Origin of the sequence: Spirosoma foliorum, assembly GCF_014117325.1 — a bacterium.
Classification (GTDB): domain Bacteria; phylum Bacteroidota; class Bacteroidia; order Cytophagales; family Spirosomataceae; genus Spirosoma; species Spirosoma foliorum.
Genome location: NZ_CP059732.1, coordinates 2,506,813 through 2,524,486 on the forward strand (window position 1 = coordinate 2,506,813; position 17,674 = coordinate 2,524,486).

Consider the following 17,674-nt stretch of genomic DNA (forward strand, 5'->3'; position numbering starts at 1 on the left):
AGCTGTAATAAATGAGTAGAATTGCCAGAAATATTCTGGCAGGTTTCAACGATTAATTGCTGGGTTTTGTGGTGTATTCCATGAATCGGTACACTTCCTGCCGGACAAAATCGAACATCTGGGCCGTCTGGCTACGAAGTTGTTTGTAGGCTGGAGCCGCTATGACGGGGTTGGGTGTATCGGCGAGAACTGGATTCGCGACGGCTTCCATAGTGGAAACGTAACTGGCAATACTGAACTCATAGCCTTTTTCGCTTCCGTTCGGAATAAGTAAGGACGAGAAGTCCCAACCCAGCAGCGTTCCCCGTTTGATGCGTTCCTCGCCAAGTCGTTTTAATTGACTGACAACACCATCGTAATCAGCGCCAGGGTTCCGACGACGAATCCGATCAATAACCATCAGTTGCGTGCCATCGGGGGCAAATTTTGGCGCAAAGGTGCCGTCGGTTATCTCCCAGATTTCTATTTTGACGACAGGTGCCGTATTACGATCCCGTCGTTGCAGGTCTGCCATTTTCTGTTGAACACTATCGCCGTAAATACGCGCCATTGCCTCTGGTGATGCTCCTTTGATGGACATCCCATGTGTAACGATACGAGTCACATAGTCATACTCCGTCTGGTTCGGATTCGAGGTAAACTGCTTAACGGTCATGTACCAGCCTTCCAGTTTTCCTTCATCGACAGCCGCCTGATTGACCTTTTTCCACTCCCGTTCAACGGGCAATGCGTCCTGAATCGTAAGACCTGGATTTAGCTTGTGGTAAATCAAATACATGTATGTTTTCTGGGTCGCTTTCGATTGCGCTATGACACCCGAAACACAGAAAAAGGAAAGACTTAGCAAGAACAAAGTACGATGGAGACAACGCATAGGAAGAGGGATTTAGGTCCAGATTGGCAGACTGAAAATTCAGTTTGACAGAAAAGGCATCAGGTGCTTATGGATACCTACCCGTGTCTCCTTTTGAGGGAATGATTTAAAATAGATTAGGTTATTTCTCTTTGATCTCACTCCACAAAAAAGAACAACAACGACTGGGTATAACCCAACTTACCCAACAGTTCCGTACTTTTGCGGCATGGAATTAGCGTGCATAGAAGAAGTTGTAGAAGTACCTGGAATGGAAATACTGAAAAGCGATCGGCTTACGCATTTGAAATACGATATTCGGGGACCTATTTATGAGAAGTCTCTTGAACTCGAAAGTCAGGGTTTTAAAATTATCAGTCTGAATATTGGCAATCCTGCCACCTTTGGCTTCGATGCCCCCGACGAAATTGTCCATGATATTATTCTGAATATCCGTAATGCGCAGGGGTACTCTGACTCTCGGGGTTTGTTTGCCGCCCGAAAAGCGGTTATGCACCACACACAGAATATTGGCCTTCCTGGTATTACTATCAACGATATTTACATCGGTAACGGGGTAAGTGAGTTGATCATGCTTTCTATGCAAGCGCTCCTGAATGAAGGCGACGAAGTACTGGTGCCCTCTCCCGATTATCCGCTGTGGACAGCTTCGGTTGCTTTTTGTGGCGGCAAACCAGTCCATTACGTTTGTGACGAAGCTTCCGATTGGAATCCGGATCTGGCTGATTTAGAGCGTAAAATTACTCCCCGTACACGGGCCATCGTTGTCATCAACCCAAATAACCCAACGGGGGCAGTTTATGATAAAGAGGTATTGCAAGGCATTGCCCGCATTGCCGAGCGTCATAAACTGATCGTCTTTTCCGACGAGATCTACGATAGGATTCTATACAACGGAGCCGTTCATTATCCAATTTCTAAAATGATTAACGACACGCTCTGTATCACGATGGGCGGATTGTCGAAAAATTACCGGGCCGCTGGTTTTCGGGGTGGTTGGATGATTTTGAGCGGTGCGCGGAAACGAGCTAAATCCTACATCGAAGGCCTGACTTTACTGGCAAGTATGCGTCTTTGTGCCAACGTTCCAACACAGTATGCGATTCAAACAGCTTTAGGCGGCTATCAGAGCATCAATGATTTAGTGCTTCCTACGGGTCGTTTATACAAACAAATGATGCTGGCGTATGACCGCATGACGGCCATTCCGGGTATTACCTGTGTGAAACCCAAAGGTTCATTGTATATTTTTCCGAAGATTGATTTGAGCCAGTTTAGATTGGAAGGCGATGACGATTTCGTACTAAATCTATTGACGGAGCAAAAAGTACTGGTTGTATCAGGAAATGGGTTTAACTATACCAAGAATGATCACTTCCGAATTGTCTGTCTGCCAACTGTCGATGAACTAAATGTAGCAATGGATCGGATCGAATATTTCCTTGAAAGCCGACGAAAATAAACAAGGTTAATAAGAACGATATACGTAAAATGGCCCGAATTAGTCGGGCCATTTCTGTTTTTACACAGCGTTGATACTAAGGTGTTTTGCCTACGGGTTAATCAATTTTTAACCCAATAAACGATTTCTAAAGTCTGGAAACGTTTTTACAAGATCGCTTGTTAATAGATTCTTTCTCAGTAATAAATCTCGTTGGTAAGGCTATCAACGAGATTTTTGATTAGTTTGGATGGCTATTATATAACTTAACGAAGTGAGTACGATTCGCGCCCACTGCCTTTTTTAGTACATACATGGACGAAACAAAAGAAAATGTTCATCGCTCTGAAACGCAGAGCACCGAACGAATTGCACACGATTTACCTAAGCGCGACGAGTTACTCCTTACACCCGACGAACAACGCATTAAAGAAGCTTTTCAGGACCACGATTGGAACGAGATCAAAACCGCAGATTCCTGGGTTATCTTCAAGGTGATGGCTGAATTTGTGGAGGGTTTTGATAAATTAGCCAAGATAGGTCCCTGTGTATCCATTTTCGGTTCAGCCCGTACCAAGCCCGACAATCCATACTATAAAATGACCGAAGAAATTGCGGCCAAGTTAGTACGTCACGGCTATGGTGTTATTACGGGTGGTGGCCCTGGTATTATGGAAGCTGGTAATAAAGGAGCTTTTGAACAGGGGGGCAAATCCGTTGGCCTAAACATCAAATTACCCTTTGAACAGCATAGTAATATTTACATCGACCCCGATAAGAGCATCAACTTCGACTTCTTTTTTGTGCGGAAGGTGATGTTTGTCAAATACGCACAGGGCTTTGTGGTTATGCCCGGAGGTATGGGTACGCTCGATGAACTGTTTGAGGCCATGACGCTGATTCAGACCCGAAAAATTGCCCGTTTCCCAATCGTACTCGTTGGAAAGTCCTATTGGCAGGGCTTGATCGACTGGATCACAAATGTCATGCTGGAAGAACAGCATAACATCAATCCGGAAGACATGAAACTCATCAGTATTGTTGACACGCCCACAGAGGCTGTTAAAGTCATTGATGAGTTCTACAATAAATACTTGCTGAAGCCAAACTTCTGATAAACTGTACGCGGCTGGAAAGCCGTGCATCTTATAAACAATAGCTTTATAAGATGCACGGCTTTCCAGCCGCGTTACTTGTACATTAAATGATCTTAAAACGAAACTGGAACTTCAACCAGTGTATTGTCCCAGGCAATCATCATTATAGATTCTTTGACGTTTTCTCCAGCCTTTTTGAACTGAATCGTCAGGTTTTCAACCGTTTCTTCTGGTTTCTTAACAGGAGCGGTCACGCGTAAAACATCCAGACTTTCCTTATAGCTATAGGCGCCCCACTGGTCTAAATCAGAGCTAAAAATAAGCGTCCACTCGGTTTCGTTGGGGATTGCATAAAACGAATACACACCCGCTTTGATCTTTTTCCCCTGAATCGTGGCATCCGAGAAAAACTTGATTTCAGTTGCTTCGTTTGCACCAACCCGCCACACTTTACCGTAGGGAATCAGTTTACCAAACACTTCTCTTCCATTTTTAGCCGGACGACTGTAGGTTACTCGGGCAAATACTTTGTCGCCTACTTTGGCGGGAGCAAACTTCCGGTCGTGGGCAAAATCGTCAGGATAGTAAGCCATATCCATCGGACTTTTGTCAAGACCTCTTAATTTTTGTGCTTGAGAAATTGAGGTAAAACCGATGAGCAGGCAGGCGAGTAAACCAATAAATTTCATGTTTGTGAAGGGGTATAATTGAAGTATAAATGTAACCACAGAGATACAGAGAACGCAGAGTTTTAATTCTATTATTGCAATTAAATTCTGTGTTCTCTGTGCCTCTGTGGTTAAAAAGACTGTTATTTAAAACGGAGTTTCCTGACTTGGATCGGCGTTACCGAAGTTCGACATGGTTTTGGCTTTGCTCTTAAATACACTGCCTGCTGATGGGGGAGCATCAAAGCTGCTCATGCCATTTACATCGGTTGCAAAACCCTGCGCCTGAATGGGTTCGAAATACGAATCAAGGTCGCAGAACTTGGTGAACTTGCCAATAAACTTAAGTTGGACGGTATCTTGCGAGCCACTCCGGTTTTTAGCGATAATGACTTCACCAATGCCCAATGTCGAATTACCGTTTTCATCGGCTGTAATATTGTAATATTCAGGACGATATAATATCATGGCAATATCTGCATGTTCTTCTATTGCTCCTGAACCTCGTAAATCGTGAAGTTGTGGCCTTTTGTCTCATACTCGAGTTTCAGCTGTTCGGTTTATTTGAGATAAAGCTATTATGGGTATTTTTAACTCAGAGGATAGTGCTTTTAGGCTTCTAATAAGCTTTGATAATTCTTCGTATTCACTAGTAGATTCTTCTAGGTTAGTAGATAGCATAAGTTGTATATTATCAATAGCTACTAACTTAACATCATGTCGCTTTATCATTTGCAAGCATTTGACTCGCAAATCTTCAAATTTTAGGTTGTGATTATCGTCAATGAAAATTGGCGCTTCACTGAATCGTTGGAATTGGAGAGATGATAGTTTTACCCATTCATGAGGAGCAAACGACCCTGACCGAAATTTTTCTAAATTAATTTCTGTTTCTGCTGCCATTAAACGATTTAGTACTTGATTCCTTCCCATTTCTAACGAAAAGAGAGCTACGGGTGCTCCAAAGTCAACTGCGGCATTTCTAAGGATTGATAGAAGAAAAGATGATTTACCAATTGATGGACGTGACGCCAATATAATTAGCTCCGACTTTTGCCATCCAGAAAAAATTCTATCTAAAGCTGTAAGTCCTGATGGAACACCGGTCAAGCCCAGTAAAGACTGTTTATTGTCTAACTCGTTTAACGCGCTATTTAGAGTATCCCCCAAATTTGGAATCGCAGAATCAACTTGAATTGGGTCGAAATCATATGGTGCGTTATCCATAATAAGGGTGGTTATTAAAGTTAAGCTACAAAACAAAAAAGATTACTCAAAAAGGAGTCTCTTGACTTGGATCGGCGTTGCCGAAGTTCATATTGTTAGCCTTGCTCTTAATTGTACTACCTAACTGTGGTCCTTCAAAACTATTAAGACCATTTACATCAGGTAAAAATCCATGAGTCTGAACGGGTTCAAAATACGAGTCAAGATCACAGAACTTAGTGAACTTGCCGATAAACTTAAGTTGGACTGTATCGAGTGAGCCACTCCGGTTTTTGGCAATGATTACCTCTCCGATACCGACTGTCGAGTTACCGTTCTCATCCTGTGTAATGTTGTAATATTCAGGACGATATAAGAAGCAAACCATATCGGCATCTTGCTCAATAGATCCCGATTCCCGAAGATCGGAGAGCTGCGGTTTCTTGTCGCCACCACGGGTTTCAACAGCCCGACTTAACTGCGACAGGGCAATAACCGGAACGTTTAGCTCTTTAGCCAGGTTTTTGAGCGCTCGAGAAATCGACGCAATTTCTTGTTCACGGTTACCACCCATCCGCCCTGACGAGTCCCCCGACATTAGCTGAAGATAGTCGATTACGACCATTTGAATGTCGTGTTGCGCTTTCAGACGACGGCATTTGGCCCGAAGTTCCAAAATGGATAGGGCAGGGGTATCGTCAATAAAAATAGGCGCTTCGGTCAGCCGCTGAATTTTGTGGTGCAACTGCGTCCACTCGTGTGGGGCCAGCGTTCCTTTCCGGATTTTCTCCGAATCAATTTCGGCTTCGGCCGAGATCAGACGATTGACCAACTGAACCGACGACATCTCCAATGAGAAAATCGCTACCGGTTTTCCATGATCGACAGCCGCATTTCGGAGAGCTGAAACGACGAAAGCCGTGTTATGCGTCACGGTCATATCTTCGAGCAGAAACAAACGATTTCCGTCGATAGAAAAACCGTAATAGTCATCTACCTTATCGTATTCAACCTGAATACCTGTAACACGCCAGTCGGCCCGCGCTTTGAGCGCACGTGCCTTCTTTCGTTCAATACGAACAGGAATCGAATCCAGATTACCAAAAATACGGAGCCGATAAACTGTAGAGATATAACCTATCTTGGCAATTGTAGCCTGTTTTTCTTTCAATGAACACCGAAAACCGAGTGTATCGCAAAGGTATTTTAGCTGCTCAGCCAGTTCTTTATTTTTCTGGGTAATCTCGTAACAATTGAATTCTTCCTGATAATGGCCGTCACTGTCAACCAGTCCGGCCAGCAGTTTTAATCTGTTTTCAGTTGAATTGATCAGATAAGATCGTGGAATATGCTTGTTTTCAATGACCGATAATCCACGTAACTGTTCCTGAACATTAAACGCGACTTTCGCACCTCGTTGCCCCGTTGTAATAGCGTGATTAGGTGCTTTCCCAACTTGTTGATAGGTCGAAAACGTTAGATTCAGGTCATCTGCATAACCCTTTAAATAATCAACGACTTCGTTATCGACAGATGTAATTCGGGAGCTATAGGAATGGCCATCTCCTAGCCACAACCCCACAAAATAAGGATCAAGCGGAACGGTCTGTTCTGGAAACTCTACGGCAACTTTATACCCTTTATAATTGGTCTTAAACTTATCCGATTTCGTCAGATAGTCTCGAACAGTTATGTTAAGCACATCTCCTTTGGTATGTCCACCTTCATTTCGACTTCGTTTCAGGGATAGAATGTGGCTTTCATTTACCCGATAATCGATGCCCTTATTCTGTTTTACCCAGTACATTCGCTCCCGACCACGGGCAATAGAGAGAACCCTACGAGGAGTAGAATCGTCGCCCATTAACAGATCGCCTTCACGTACATCTTCGACTTTTCGAAGTGACCCATCGAACATCACAACTTTAGTCCCTTTCCCGAGGCATTTGCCCATCGCTGGCCGAGCCGCCAGAATGATCAATTCGGTGGGCTGCCAGCCCGATGTAACTCGGTCCAGACCCGTAAATCCAGACGGCACACCCGTTAAACCTTCCTGGTTTTTCTTGGTTTCAAGCTCATTCAGCGCCATCCTGACGATGGTGCTCATGTCAGCATAGTTCTTCTTGATGTTCGATTCCGAAATTTTGAAGAGCGATTGTTCCGTGCGGTCAAGGAGTTCGAACACGTCGGTTGTGTCCTCATAGGCATCCCGAAGGATCGTTGACGACATGGCAATGAGTGCCCGTTTGAGCGCCTGTTCCGATACAATACGAGCGTGATACTCGATGTTTGCCGCCGAATTAACCCGGAAGGTCAGCTCGGCCACAAAGCCACCTCCACCAATAAGTTCGATCTCGCCAGTTTTACGTAGCTGATTCGTAACGGTCAGTAAGTCAATAGGATCGGAGTTTCCGAACAGCGTTAGAATAGCCTGATAAATCCGCTGATGGGCTTCTTTATAGAACGTTTCAGGCTTGAGAATGTCGACAACAGATGACAGGGCATCTTTCTCAATCATTAACGCACCAAGTACGGCTTCTTCGAGGTCAAGGGCTTGTGGGGGGAGTTTACCAAGGCCTGTATCAAGCCAATGATTTCCGGCCTGTTGCCGACCTCCGGCGAACGCCGATGGTTTTCGAAGATGTTGATTGGGGCGGGCGTTATTCTCCATGTCTTACTGCAAGTTTACGCAATCCTCCTCGCAAAAGGCAACTTCTGCCCGTCTGACGTATACACATCAACCGGGCTAAATTGTTCGTAACATTCTGGTAATGTTGACGCTATCTCGCCAAAAAAAAATTCATTTTTTTAAGCAACGGTGGAGGGCAGGATTTGCGTACTAGATACTGAAACTAAGCAGCCAACTGTATGTCAGCAAGATAAGTATTTATCCCCAATAAGCACGGGGTTTACGCAAAAAAGGGCAATGAATAAGAAACTGACTTAAACGAATAATTTTTTAGTAAAACGCGTTGAAGAAGTAAAGAAATCGCTTACTTTTCGGATATCACACGTAAACCTATTCATCGTTTGGTCGAAAAAGTCATTACCCTCGACAATGTATCGCTCATCGATTTTCTGGGCGTAGAGAACCACAACATCAAAGAAGTGGCAGCTGCGTTCCCAATGAGCAAAATTATCTCCCGCGGCAACGAAATCCGTATTAAGGGCACTACGCCCGAGATTAGCCGGATCAGCGACATTCTGGAATCGTTGATCGAGCATTATCAGAAATACGGTAAAATTACCCAGGAAAATGTCCAGAATTATATTAGCCATAGTGGGCAACCCGTGAATGGTGGTTTACCCACTGCGCCTGTCCCTCCTGATGACGATGAAGTACTGGTGTACGGCAATCGGGGGGTGGTTGTTCGGGCTCGAACCGATAATCAAAAACGTCTCGTTGAAGCGGCCGAAAAGTCTGATCTGGTGTTTGCGATTGGGCCAGCCGGTACGGGTAAAACCTATACGGCTGTAGCGATTGCGGTGCGGGCGCTGAAAAACAAAGAAGTCAAGAAAATTATTATTACGCGTCCGGCGGTTGAAGCAGGCGAAAATCTGGGCTTCCTTCCCGGTGATCTGAAGGAAAAAATTGATCCCTATCTGCGCCCGATTTATGACGCCTTGGATGATATGATTCCGGCTGAGAAGCTGAAGTTTTATACGGAGAATCGGATTATTGAAATTGCGCCACTAGCCTACATGCGGGGACGAACATTAAATAACGCCTTTATTCTGCTCGACGAAGCCCAGAACACAACGCCGATGCAGATGAAGATGTTTCTGACCCGGATGGGACCAGCGTCGAAAGCGATTATTACCGGCGACCGGTCGCAGATTGATTTACCGAACCGGCAAAAGTCTGGATTGATTGAGTCGGTAGCTATTTTAAAAAACATCAAAGGGATTGCGTTCGTTGAACTAGACGGACGCGATGTGGTTCGCCACCGGCTCGTTCGTGAAATTATTACAGCGTATGATAAAGCTGGGCAATAATAGCCTGATTAGAAACAAGCGGACCAACTGGCATTGGCTGGCTGGTTCGCTTGTTTGTTTACTGACATCGGTAGCAGGGGCGCAAACGCTCCAGGAGCCAATCTATAAGCGGTGCGCCATAGTCGACCATGAACTCATTCTCCAGCAACGAGACCCTGATCGACTTCGCCAGTTGACGAATCTGAACAAGCAGGTTCAACAGGCGTTGGAAAACAAGAAGTCGTTACGGCAACAAGCTGATAATACGATCTATCGAATTCCGATTGTTGTTCATGTGGTGCATAGTAACGCATCCGGTGTAATTGGCGGCACGAACAATGGCAATATTTCTGATGCCCAGATTGCTTCTCAGATCCAGGTGTTAAACGAAGATTACCGACGTCAGGCAGGTACGAATGGCTATAATACAAGTGCTATTGGTGCCGATGCGGGCATTGAGTTTTTTTTGGCTACCACTGATCCGGATGGTCAACCAACTACAGGCATTACGCGACATTATTACGCACAAAAATCATCATTTGATATCGAGACAGATGATGTATTGCTATCTCAGATTGCCTACTGGCCTAGTGATCGCTACTTAAATATTTGGGTAACCAACTTGAATAGCAACTATTTAGGCTATACACAATTTCCGACAGCAGCCGACACGTTAAAAGGCTTGCCACCCTCAACGAACGATTTAACCGATGGGTCAATCATTGATCATCGAACGTTTGGGCGTCAAACTGGTACAGTTACTCGGTCGTTATACCTGCTTGGTCGAACGGTTACGCACGAAATTGGGCACTGGCTTGGACTCATACACCCTTGGGGTGATGGGCTTGGTTGTAATGAGGATTATGTTGCCGATACCCCGTTAATGGCCGATGGGTCGAATGCGCAGCAATCCTGCAAACAGACGTATTCGAATTGCGACGGTAAAGGTCAGGTTCGTGATTTGATGGAAGATTATATGAATTACTGGCCGGATGCCTGTATGAATATGTTTACGGCGGGTCAGGTTGCCCGAATGCGAGCGGTTCTTCAATTGAGTCCGCGACGGGTTAAATTGCTTAAATCGGTTTCATCGCCTTTACCCGAAACCGAAGCTCTCACCGTGACTGTTTACCCGAATCCAGCCACTGCTGATCCTACTGTTGATGTTCAGCTCAAAGGATTTCAGTCGTTCAATGTTTCTTTGTTCGATGCAACTGGTCGGCAGTTACGCACTACCACATTTACCGATGCACCTAGTACCCGTACTACACTTTCGGTAACCGGATTAGCAACTGGTGTGTATATTGTACGCGTAAAAACAGACGGCGAAATGGTCAGCAAACGACTTCTGGTCCCCTAAGTCTGGTTTAAGATATTCTGTTTAGAGCGTGTCTGTAGGATTTAAAATTGACTGATGTAGATACGAATCGCGTATTAACCAGTCATAAAACCTGTAGTATACGACCATTTCTCGCTATAAACTTTATGATTAACGTTTTACCTATTTCAACTCCGGCTGATCTTGACATAGCTTTTGCTATTCGTCGAACGGTATTTGTGGAGGAGCAGCATGTGTCGGCAGAGGAGGAGTATGATGAATTTGAAGAAGTGAGCACTCATTTCCTGGCTTATTCAGACGGTACTCCCTGCGGTACGTCCCGCTGGCGACGAACGTCGAATGGTATTAAGCTAGAGCGGTTTGCCGTTTTGCCTGCCTTTCGTGGGAAAGGAGTTGGTAAGGCTCTTGTTCAGGCTGTTTTGAACGATGTATTTAATCAGCAGCCAGAACCCATTGAGCGTATTTATCTTCACGCACAGATAACGGCCATGCCCCTGTATGCAAGCTTTGGGTTTGTAGCGGTTGGCCCCATGTTTGAGGAAGCGGGTATCCAGCACTATAAAATGGTATTACCCGGCGCTGCTTACTCGAAAGAATGAAAGGTCAGCCGTTTGTACGTTACGTAGTCGCTCTAATTACTGGTATCATTCTCTACACATTTCTGCCCGAGTTACCTGTTTTGCCATTAGGTGGACTGGTCCTCGGGCTTACTATGCTGATTTGGGGATTTGTACAAACTTCGGGAAAAGCAACTAAACCAGTCCAAGTCAGTCAAGGCGTTGGAGGCTTACTGGTCTTTGTTGCTTTAGGCTGGGCCATTACCTATCAACGCACAGCCAGCAATCGACCAGATAACATTAGTCACGTCGCGGATACCTTACGAGCTTATGAGGGAGTCGTTGCAGCGCAACCTGAAGAACGTGCCAAAACCTATCGGGTTGAGTTGGAAATCCGTCGGGCTACGTTTCAAACGAGCGATCGGCAAAACAAGCTACAACCAGAGACCGGTGCCTGGAAACCGCTCAGTGGTCGAGTTATTGTTTATCTGGATAAAGTGGGGCAGCAACGACCGCAGTATGGAGAGATTTGGCTGGTATCGGGCGCGCCCCGCTCAATTGACCCTCCGCTGAACCCTGGCGAATTTAATTACAAACGGTATCTCAGCTATCGGAACATTTATCACCAGCAATACCTGCGCCCGTTTCAGCGGCAAATTCTAGGGCTCGATCCCTCCAGCCGAATTACGCAGATTGCCACCGTTGTCAATCGTTGGGCAGATAGTGTATTTACCCGTCAGATTGGCGATCGGGCCGAATACGGTATTGTGAACGCTATGATTCTGGGCGTTCGGGATGATCTGGATACCGAACTGTATCGAGCCTATTCGGCAGCAGGGGCCGTCCATATTTTATCCGTATCTGGGTTGCATGTGGGCATACTGTTTCAGGTCCTCACAATCCTACTTGGCTTTCTGGCTAAACGGCCGCGTGGTAAACTCCTGATGGCCGCCCTACAGCTGACCATTTTGTGGTTCTATGCGCTCATTACTGGGTTTTCGCCACCCGTGCTTCGGTCAGCCGCTATGTTTACCATGGTTATTCTGGCGAATACCTTTGGACGTCAACAACAGATGCCCAATACGTTAGGCGCGTCGGCATTTTTTATTCTCTGTTTAGATCCATACGCCTTGTTTTCGGCTGGGTTTCAGCTGTCATATCTGGCTGTAGCAGGCATTAGCGCCTGGCAATCACCGTTATATCAGTCGATCACCTTTCGAAGTAAATGGGCTGATAAACTTTGGAAATTAACGGCAGTAGCTTTAGTTGCCCAGTTGATCACATTTCCGCTTGGGGTCTATTACTTTCATCAGTTTCCCACTTATTTCCTGCTGGCAAACCCAATCGTCATTGTAATGTCGGAAATATTATTGCCCTTGGCGATGGCGACTCTGGCGTTGAGTTGGGTGCCGTTTGTGAATGATGGGTTGGGATGGCTGTTGCAGAAAGCAGCTTGGTTTCTCAATTACGCTGTTACACAAACGGGCCAGCTACCAGGAGCTGCCTGGGATGGATTATGGTTATCTACCTTTCCGATGCTGCTTGTATACGCTGTGATTTTTGGAGGAATCGCCTTAGTGCTAACTCGTAACCGTTCGTACATATGGATGACCACAATGGCGGCTGTTCTCTTGGCGGTTTTTACCTGTTGGGAAGAATATCGCCAGGCTCACCAACAACAAATAGCTGTCCATTTCCTGCCACATCGGACGGCAATTAGCCTTACCTACGGGCACCATAGCACACTCCTAACTGATTTAGATACGAACGATACCCGCTCGTTCGATTTCTATCTCAAAAATACGTTTGGGCAGTGGGGTGTTTCGGATATGACGATTATCAAGGCGAAACCAACTGATCAATCAGCCACATCACTAACGGGCATTCCAACTTCCTATCGAAATCAGGATTATGCGTTGTGGGTGTCAAAGGGGAAATCGCTGTTATTGGTTAATAAATTTTCCAGTTCGAGTAATTGGCGACTACCTGCGGTGGTGGATTACCTCATCATTCGTCGAAATGCGTTGCAGGAGTGGGGGCAGCTCAGCGGGCGGGTAGTTGCTCGACATATTATTTTTGATGACTCGAACAAAACACCACTCACAGACAGGTTATTAGCTGAAGCGAAACAACAAGGAATTGCCTGTTATTCCGTTCGCCAAATGGGGGCTTATGTCGCTGATTTGGACTGATTTTGGTTAACTTTACGACGTTAAGATACTACGGCAATGACAATCAATATTGCAAACTTACCGGAAGAGCAGCGTCCTACAACTGTCGAATTTGCTAATTATCAGATGGACGATGATGCGTTCTACGATTTTTGTCGTCAAAACGAACATCTGAAATTTGAGCGCGAACCTGACGGAACTATTATTGCGATGCCAAACACAGGCGGAAAAACTGGGAATAGAAACACAAAACTGACATCTAGACTGGATTTCTGGTCAGAATCATTTGGCGGACTTGTATTCGATTCGTCGACAGCGTTTAAGTTTCCAAATGGAGCGACACGTTCTCCCGATGCTGCCTGGATAAGTGATACACGATGGGATTCGCTGACGGCCAGTCAACAGGAAAAGTTTCCACCAATTGCCCCTGAGTTTGTAGTTGAATTAATGTCAGCGACAGATTCAATTACGAATGCAAAAAAGAAGATGCAGGAATACATTGCGAATGGTGTGTTGCTAGGATGGCTTATTGATCCTAAAAATGAGGAAGTCATGATTTATCGGGCTGATGGTACGATTAGCCGACATACTGATTTTGAGAACCCCCTCACTGGAGAGGCTATTCTGCCAGGGTTTGAATTTAATTTACGATTACTGCTTCGGTAACTTTTTTGAACGCGATACCAATTGCTATAGCTTCCCGAAAAGAGTTTGCGCTTTCGGCAAGCTATAGCAATTACCTCGTATACAAAGCTCCTTTGGCTATGGTAGACTCGTATTCGTAATTAATAGTTTCCAGAAACTTACCCGTCACCCAGCCAACATCGGCATTGCGGACGAAAACGAACCGCTTGGGTGAGGAGGCTGTTGAATAAGCTTTCATCAGGGACTCTAACCAAAGGGCACCAGCAATGAGTTGTTTTTCAGTGAGTTGACTTTGGAGTGTCATGATATCTTTCTCCGCTTTATCGCGAATTGCTGGGGCCAGGATGGCATTCAGATTGGGCTTTGTAAGCTCCCGATAATCTGTTAACGCAAGTCGTTTAAATTGATTCACATCATCCATGGTAACTGGAACCGCCACAAGCCCGGCTCGTTCGGGGTGCAGATAGGTGACTAAGGCCCAAACAATATCGCCACCAATGCCAACTGTATTGCGCTGTTGTAGCCCTCGATTGCCTGCCATAAAACCACTGGTAAAGACCGAGTCGGCAATGGTTTTGATGACCCGTTGTGCCTCGCGTTTATAAGCATCCATAGATAACGAGCGCTTCGCTTCGATCTTATCCACGAACGAACTTGTTCCCAAAGAGAGATTCAGGCTATGAAATGTTTTAGAACCCAGTCCTGTGCCTACATCGAAATAGCCGCCGATGGTACTATTTTTTCCTAAGTCCAGCGCCGAGGTGGTAGGCCACACTTTACGGGGAATAGCCCCAGTCGTAAATAATTCCGCTTCCCGATCTGCCGTAAGCGTTGTGTCTATTTTTAGCGTACTGTTTGGGAGGGCACGCAACAGTTGATCGTATACTTTTCGTCGACTGTCGGGGTTACGGGCCAGCTCTTCCCGAACGTCATTACTGAGAACGATGAAAACGCGCTCGTTTGGAATATTGTAGCGCTGAATAGAATCAATACAGGTTCGTAACGCATCCTGTTCGGCCCGAAAGCCTTTCGATGCATCGGCGAAAAGAGTCGTTGAAGGATTCGCAATTTCAGCAATCGACTTAATGTCTTTCTCGTAAAAATCCGTTTCGTATTTCGTTTTGAGAATCGCCAGCTTGATGCTCGATAAACCAATTTGGATGCCTGCATACAGATTTTTATTCGATAAACCCCGTACGATCTCATTGACTCCCCATGCGCTGGCCACATAGTTCAGTTTGAGGTACTGAGCGCCCGCTCGCTGGAGATATCGGACAGCCGTAGTGGTATCGTGTAGATCGCTGTACGAAAGTCCCAATAGTTCATTAGTGACAGCTTCCCAATATAAACTGGTAGTTTTGGTAGCGGGCAAAGCCCGTTGCAGCAGATTGATAGCCGCATCCGACTTGTCAACTTCCCGGAGGGTGTTGGCCAGCTTAATGTAGCGGATGGCCTGATGAAGACTGGTGGCTTTCTGAGCGAAGCCTGTCAGCCCCCAGCAATTCAGTACGAAAAGTAATGTGAGTAAGGATTTCATAAGCGGGACGAGTCAAACGGGTTATCGCCACACTTACGTAGTAAATCCACAAGTAGACTTATTTGGCCAGCGTTATGCGCCAAAAGTCGATTAAACGGGAAAATGAACCGGAGTTAGGGTTGATTACCCACTTTGCTCAGCGAGTCAGCTTTAGGAGCAGGTGGGCGGAAGCCACCGATTTCCTTTTGCATATCTGCTTTTTTGGATTGATACAGCGTCCACTGTTCGGGAGTGAGAATAGGTTTCAGCTTTTCCTCTTTCTCTTCATTGAACATCATCATCATTTCCCGAATCTGCTTAATCGTCTCAGGAGAAGGACGACCACCAGCACCTCCATTCGCACCTACGATGTCTTTAATGGCATCCTGCTGTTGGCTGGCGTATTCGTTGTTAAGACGTTTGACTTCTTTTAACTGATCTTTCGTCAGTGACAAATTCTCTTTAAGCCATTTCGTTTCCTTCATGGCCATATCGCCCGCAATGTTCGGTACCGACGATCGGGGTGTGCTGGGCATCTGATTCATGCCACTCATTCCGCCCATGCGGCCTCCGCCATACCCACCCCCTCCATATCCGCCACCATAGCCACCATACTGGCCAAAGCTATGGGCTGTCAGGAACAAGCTAAGGCTTAGGCATACAAGGCAAGAAAGGAATAAACGGGGTAACGACGAAGTCATGATGTTGATTAGCTAGTTACGAATAGGATGATTTTGGGGCAAAGTTCGATAAAAAAAAGCAAAACCCTGGCTGTTATCGAATTGGTGCCTTTTCGAGGGGCTTTATACGAACCCGTAAGTGAGGCTCCTCGCCATCGGGTACAAGTACAACGATGTTGTTTGTCAATGTTTCGCCATTTTCGAACGTATGTCCTGTCTGAACACGCAGGCTCATATCCTCCGGATTTTCTGGCGACTCGGTTGTGCTGGCTGAAGCGGTATAGGATGTTGAAACGGGACGAGCGCGGAGGCTAATCGTTTTAGACGTTAATTTGGCTCCCGTAGCGTTGATACAGTCGAAACGGGCTAACAGATCCTGATCCCGAACACCGAAGGACGTTTGGCGAGGGCTGAATACTTTCGTATTACCACTTTTATTGGTGGCATAGACCGTCAGCTCATAGCGTTTGAAGGTACCCAGATTATTGATTTCTCGTTTACATTCCGTTCGAATCGTGTAGCCGTACTCGATACCGTTGATTTGGGCCGGTTGGTTTATTTTGATTTCGTACGATTGTTGGGCAAAGGTGGGAAAGACCAGCGCAACGCCCAATAGAATAAGCAGGCAAACAGAGCAGTTATTCATGCGAATATCAAGAGGATAAATAGTATCCGAAATTTACAAGAAAAACAGATGCAATGGATAAGATATTGTAAGAACGATACCAAACTTTTCCGTCGTACAGACCGTTGACCTTTTATATGGAAACGCTCGAAAAAATCCGCAAGGCGTACACGGAATATGTACTTGAGAATGGAAAGCAACCGACCTCAGTTTTTCAGTTTGCCAAGAAATTGAAAATTGCGGAAGCTGACTTCTATACCAATTATGCTTCCTTTGATGCGATCGAAGCCGATATCTGGCTCACGTTTTTTACCGAAGCCCAGTCAACTGTCGAAGCCGACGAAACGTATCAGGGGTATTCAGTCCGCGAAAAGCTTCTGGCATTCTATTACACCTGGATTGAGCTACTGAAAGCCCAACGCAGTTTTGTGGTCTATAGCTATGGGCGCTTACGCGCAGAAAGCCGACAGCCTGGTGTGCGAAACATAGGGCAGAGCGGCTGGATGTCTGGTCAAAAATCGCCGGTGTTGAATCCGTTTAAAGACGCTTTCTTTGATTATGCCCGCGATCTGCTGGCCGAAGGTCGGGAAAGTAAAGAAGTAGAGCCACGCCCGTTTGTAACCGACCGTTACCCGAATGCACTCTGGGGGCAAACGCTTTTTCTGCTCGATTTCTGGGTGCGTGATGTGAGCAAAAATTTCGAAAAAACCGATTCGGCTATCGAAAAGTCAGTAAATACAGCCTTCGACCTCATTGGCCGTTCTCCGCTGGATACGCTCTTCGATTTCGCCAAGTTTGTGTACCAAAATAAATGAGTGAAAGAATGAATGAGCGAAAGAGTGCAAAAGGCCTATGTAAGCAAATCACTCTTTCGCTCATT

Annotated in this window: 14 protein-coding genes and 1 pseudogene; 8 read left to right on the forward strand and 7 right to left on the reverse strand. The window is 45.7% G+C overall.

Annotated features, from left to right (window positions below; genetic code table 11):
• Nucleotides 1-52: 52 nt before the first annotated feature.
• Nucleotides 53-874, reverse strand: coding sequence for a hypothetical protein (locus tag H3H32_RS10225; protein WP_182462573.1), 822 nt, complete (start codon nucleotides 872-874; stop codon nucleotides 53-55).
• A gap of 250 nt (nucleotides 875-1,124) precedes the next feature.
• Here H3H32_RS10225 and H3H32_RS10230 point away from each other — a divergent pair, with 250 nt between their 5' ends.
• Together H3H32_RS10230 and H3H32_RS10235 are read left to right on the forward strand one after the other, a co-directional pair.
• A complete protein-coding gene (locus H3H32_RS10230; RefSeq protein ID WP_182464306.1) occupies nucleotides 1,125-2,336 on the forward strand; it encodes a pyridoxal phosphate-dependent aminotransferase in 1,212 nt (403 codons plus the stop codon).
• A 293-nt stretch (nucleotides 2,337-2,629) separates the two neighbouring features.
• A complete protein-coding gene (locus tag H3H32_RS10235) occupies nucleotides 2,630-3,430 on the forward strand; it encodes an LOG family protein (RefSeq protein WP_182462574.1) in 801 nt (266 codons plus the stop codon).
• A 95-nt stretch (nucleotides 3,431-3,525) separates the two neighbouring features.
• Here the strand turns inward: H3H32_RS10235 and H3H32_RS10240 are convergent, their stop codons facing one another.
• The 3 genes and pseudogenes from H3H32_RS10240 to dnaB all read right to left on the reverse strand — a co-directional run bounded on the left by H3H32_RS10240 (nucleotide 3,526) and on the right by dnaB (nucleotide 7,957).
• Nucleotides 3,526-4,101 (reverse strand): DUF2911 domain-containing protein, encoded by a 576-nt coding sequence (locus tag H3H32_RS10240; RefSeq protein ID WP_182462575.1) that lies wholly within the window; start codon nucleotides 4,099-4,101, stop codon nucleotides 3,526-3,528.
• A 126-nt stretch (nucleotides 4,102-4,227) separates the two neighbouring features.
• Nucleotides 4,228-5,307: pseudogene (locus H3H32_RS10245) on the reverse strand (replicative DNA helicase).
• Between the two features lie 46 nt (nucleotides 5,308-5,353).
• Nucleotides 5,354-7,957, reverse strand: a complete 2,604-nt coding sequence (gene dnaB, locus H3H32_RS10250; RefSeq protein WP_182462576.1) for a replicative DNA helicase — start codon at nucleotides 7,955-7,957, stop codon at nucleotides 5,354-5,356.
• Between the two features lie 359 nt (nucleotides 7,958-8,316).
• Between dnaB and H3H32_RS10255 the strand changes: the two genes are divergently transcribed.
• From H3H32_RS10255 to H3H32_RS10275, 5 genes are all read left to right on the forward strand, one after another.
• Nucleotides 8,317-9,282, forward strand: coding sequence for a PhoH family protein (locus H3H32_RS10255; protein WP_182462577.1), 966 nt, complete (start codon nucleotides 8,317-8,319; stop codon nucleotides 9,280-9,282).
• The gene (locus H3H32_RS10260; protein WP_182462578.1) at nucleotides 9,263-10,621 is read left to right on the forward strand and encodes a M43 family zinc metalloprotease; all 1,359 of its coding nucleotides are present in this window, start codon (nucleotides 9,263-9,265) and stop codon (nucleotides 10,619-10,621) included. The genes H3H32_RS10255 and H3H32_RS10260 overlap by 20 nt, the downstream gene beginning before the upstream one ends.
• A 125-nt stretch (nucleotides 10,622-10,746) precedes the next feature.
• Nucleotides 10,747-11,199: a GNAT family N-acetyltransferase gene (locus H3H32_RS10265; protein ID WP_182462579.1), complete on the forward strand. Its 453-nt coding sequence runs from the start codon at nucleotides 10,747-10,749 to the stop codon at nucleotides 11,197-11,199.
• Nucleotides 11,196-13,349 carry a ComEC/Rec2 family competence protein gene (locus tag H3H32_RS10270; RefSeq protein WP_182462580.1) on the forward strand — a complete coding sequence of 718 codons (2,154 nt, stop codon included), beginning with the start codon at nucleotides 11,196-11,198 and terminating at the stop codon, nucleotides 13,347-13,349. Before H3H32_RS10265 ends, H3H32_RS10270 begins: the two co-directional genes overlap by 4 nt.
• Nucleotides 13,350-13,385: 36 nt before the next feature.
• On the forward strand, nucleotides 13,386-13,994 hold the full coding sequence (locus H3H32_RS10275) for a Uma2 family endonuclease (RefSeq protein ID WP_182462581.1): 609 nt from the start codon (nucleotides 13,386-13,388) through the stop codon (nucleotides 13,992-13,994).
• A 70-nt stretch (nucleotides 13,995-14,064) separates the two neighbouring features.
• Here the strand turns inward: H3H32_RS10275 and H3H32_RS10280 are convergent, their stop codons facing one another.
• The 3 genes from H3H32_RS10280 to H3H32_RS10290 form a co-directional block, all read right to left on the reverse strand.
• On the reverse strand, nucleotides 14,065-15,510 hold the full coding sequence (locus H3H32_RS10280) for a tetratricopeptide repeat protein (protein WP_182462582.1): 1,446 nt from the start codon (nucleotides 15,508-15,510) through the stop codon (nucleotides 14,065-14,067).
• Between the two features lie 113 nt (nucleotides 15,511-15,623).
• Nucleotides 15,624-16,190, reverse strand: coding sequence for a DUF4890 domain-containing protein (locus tag H3H32_RS10285; protein WP_182462583.1), 567 nt, complete (start codon nucleotides 16,188-16,190; stop codon nucleotides 15,624-15,626).
• 73 nt (nucleotides 16,191-16,263) lie between these two features.
• Nucleotides 16,264-16,815 carry an ABC transporter permease gene (locus H3H32_RS10290; RefSeq protein WP_182462584.1) on the reverse strand — a complete coding sequence of 184 codons (552 nt, stop codon included), beginning with the start codon at nucleotides 16,813-16,815 and terminating at the stop codon, nucleotides 16,264-16,266.
• A gap of 116 nt (nucleotides 16,816-16,931) precedes the next feature.
• Here H3H32_RS10290 and H3H32_RS10295 point away from each other — a divergent pair, with 116 nt between their 5' ends.
• Complete coding sequence (locus tag H3H32_RS10295) at nucleotides 16,932-17,609, forward strand: TetR/AcrR family transcriptional regulator (RefSeq protein WP_182462585.1); 678 nt, start codon at nucleotides 16,932-16,934, stop codon at nucleotides 17,607-17,609.
• The last annotated feature ends 65 nt before the right edge of the window (nucleotides 17,610-17,674 follow it).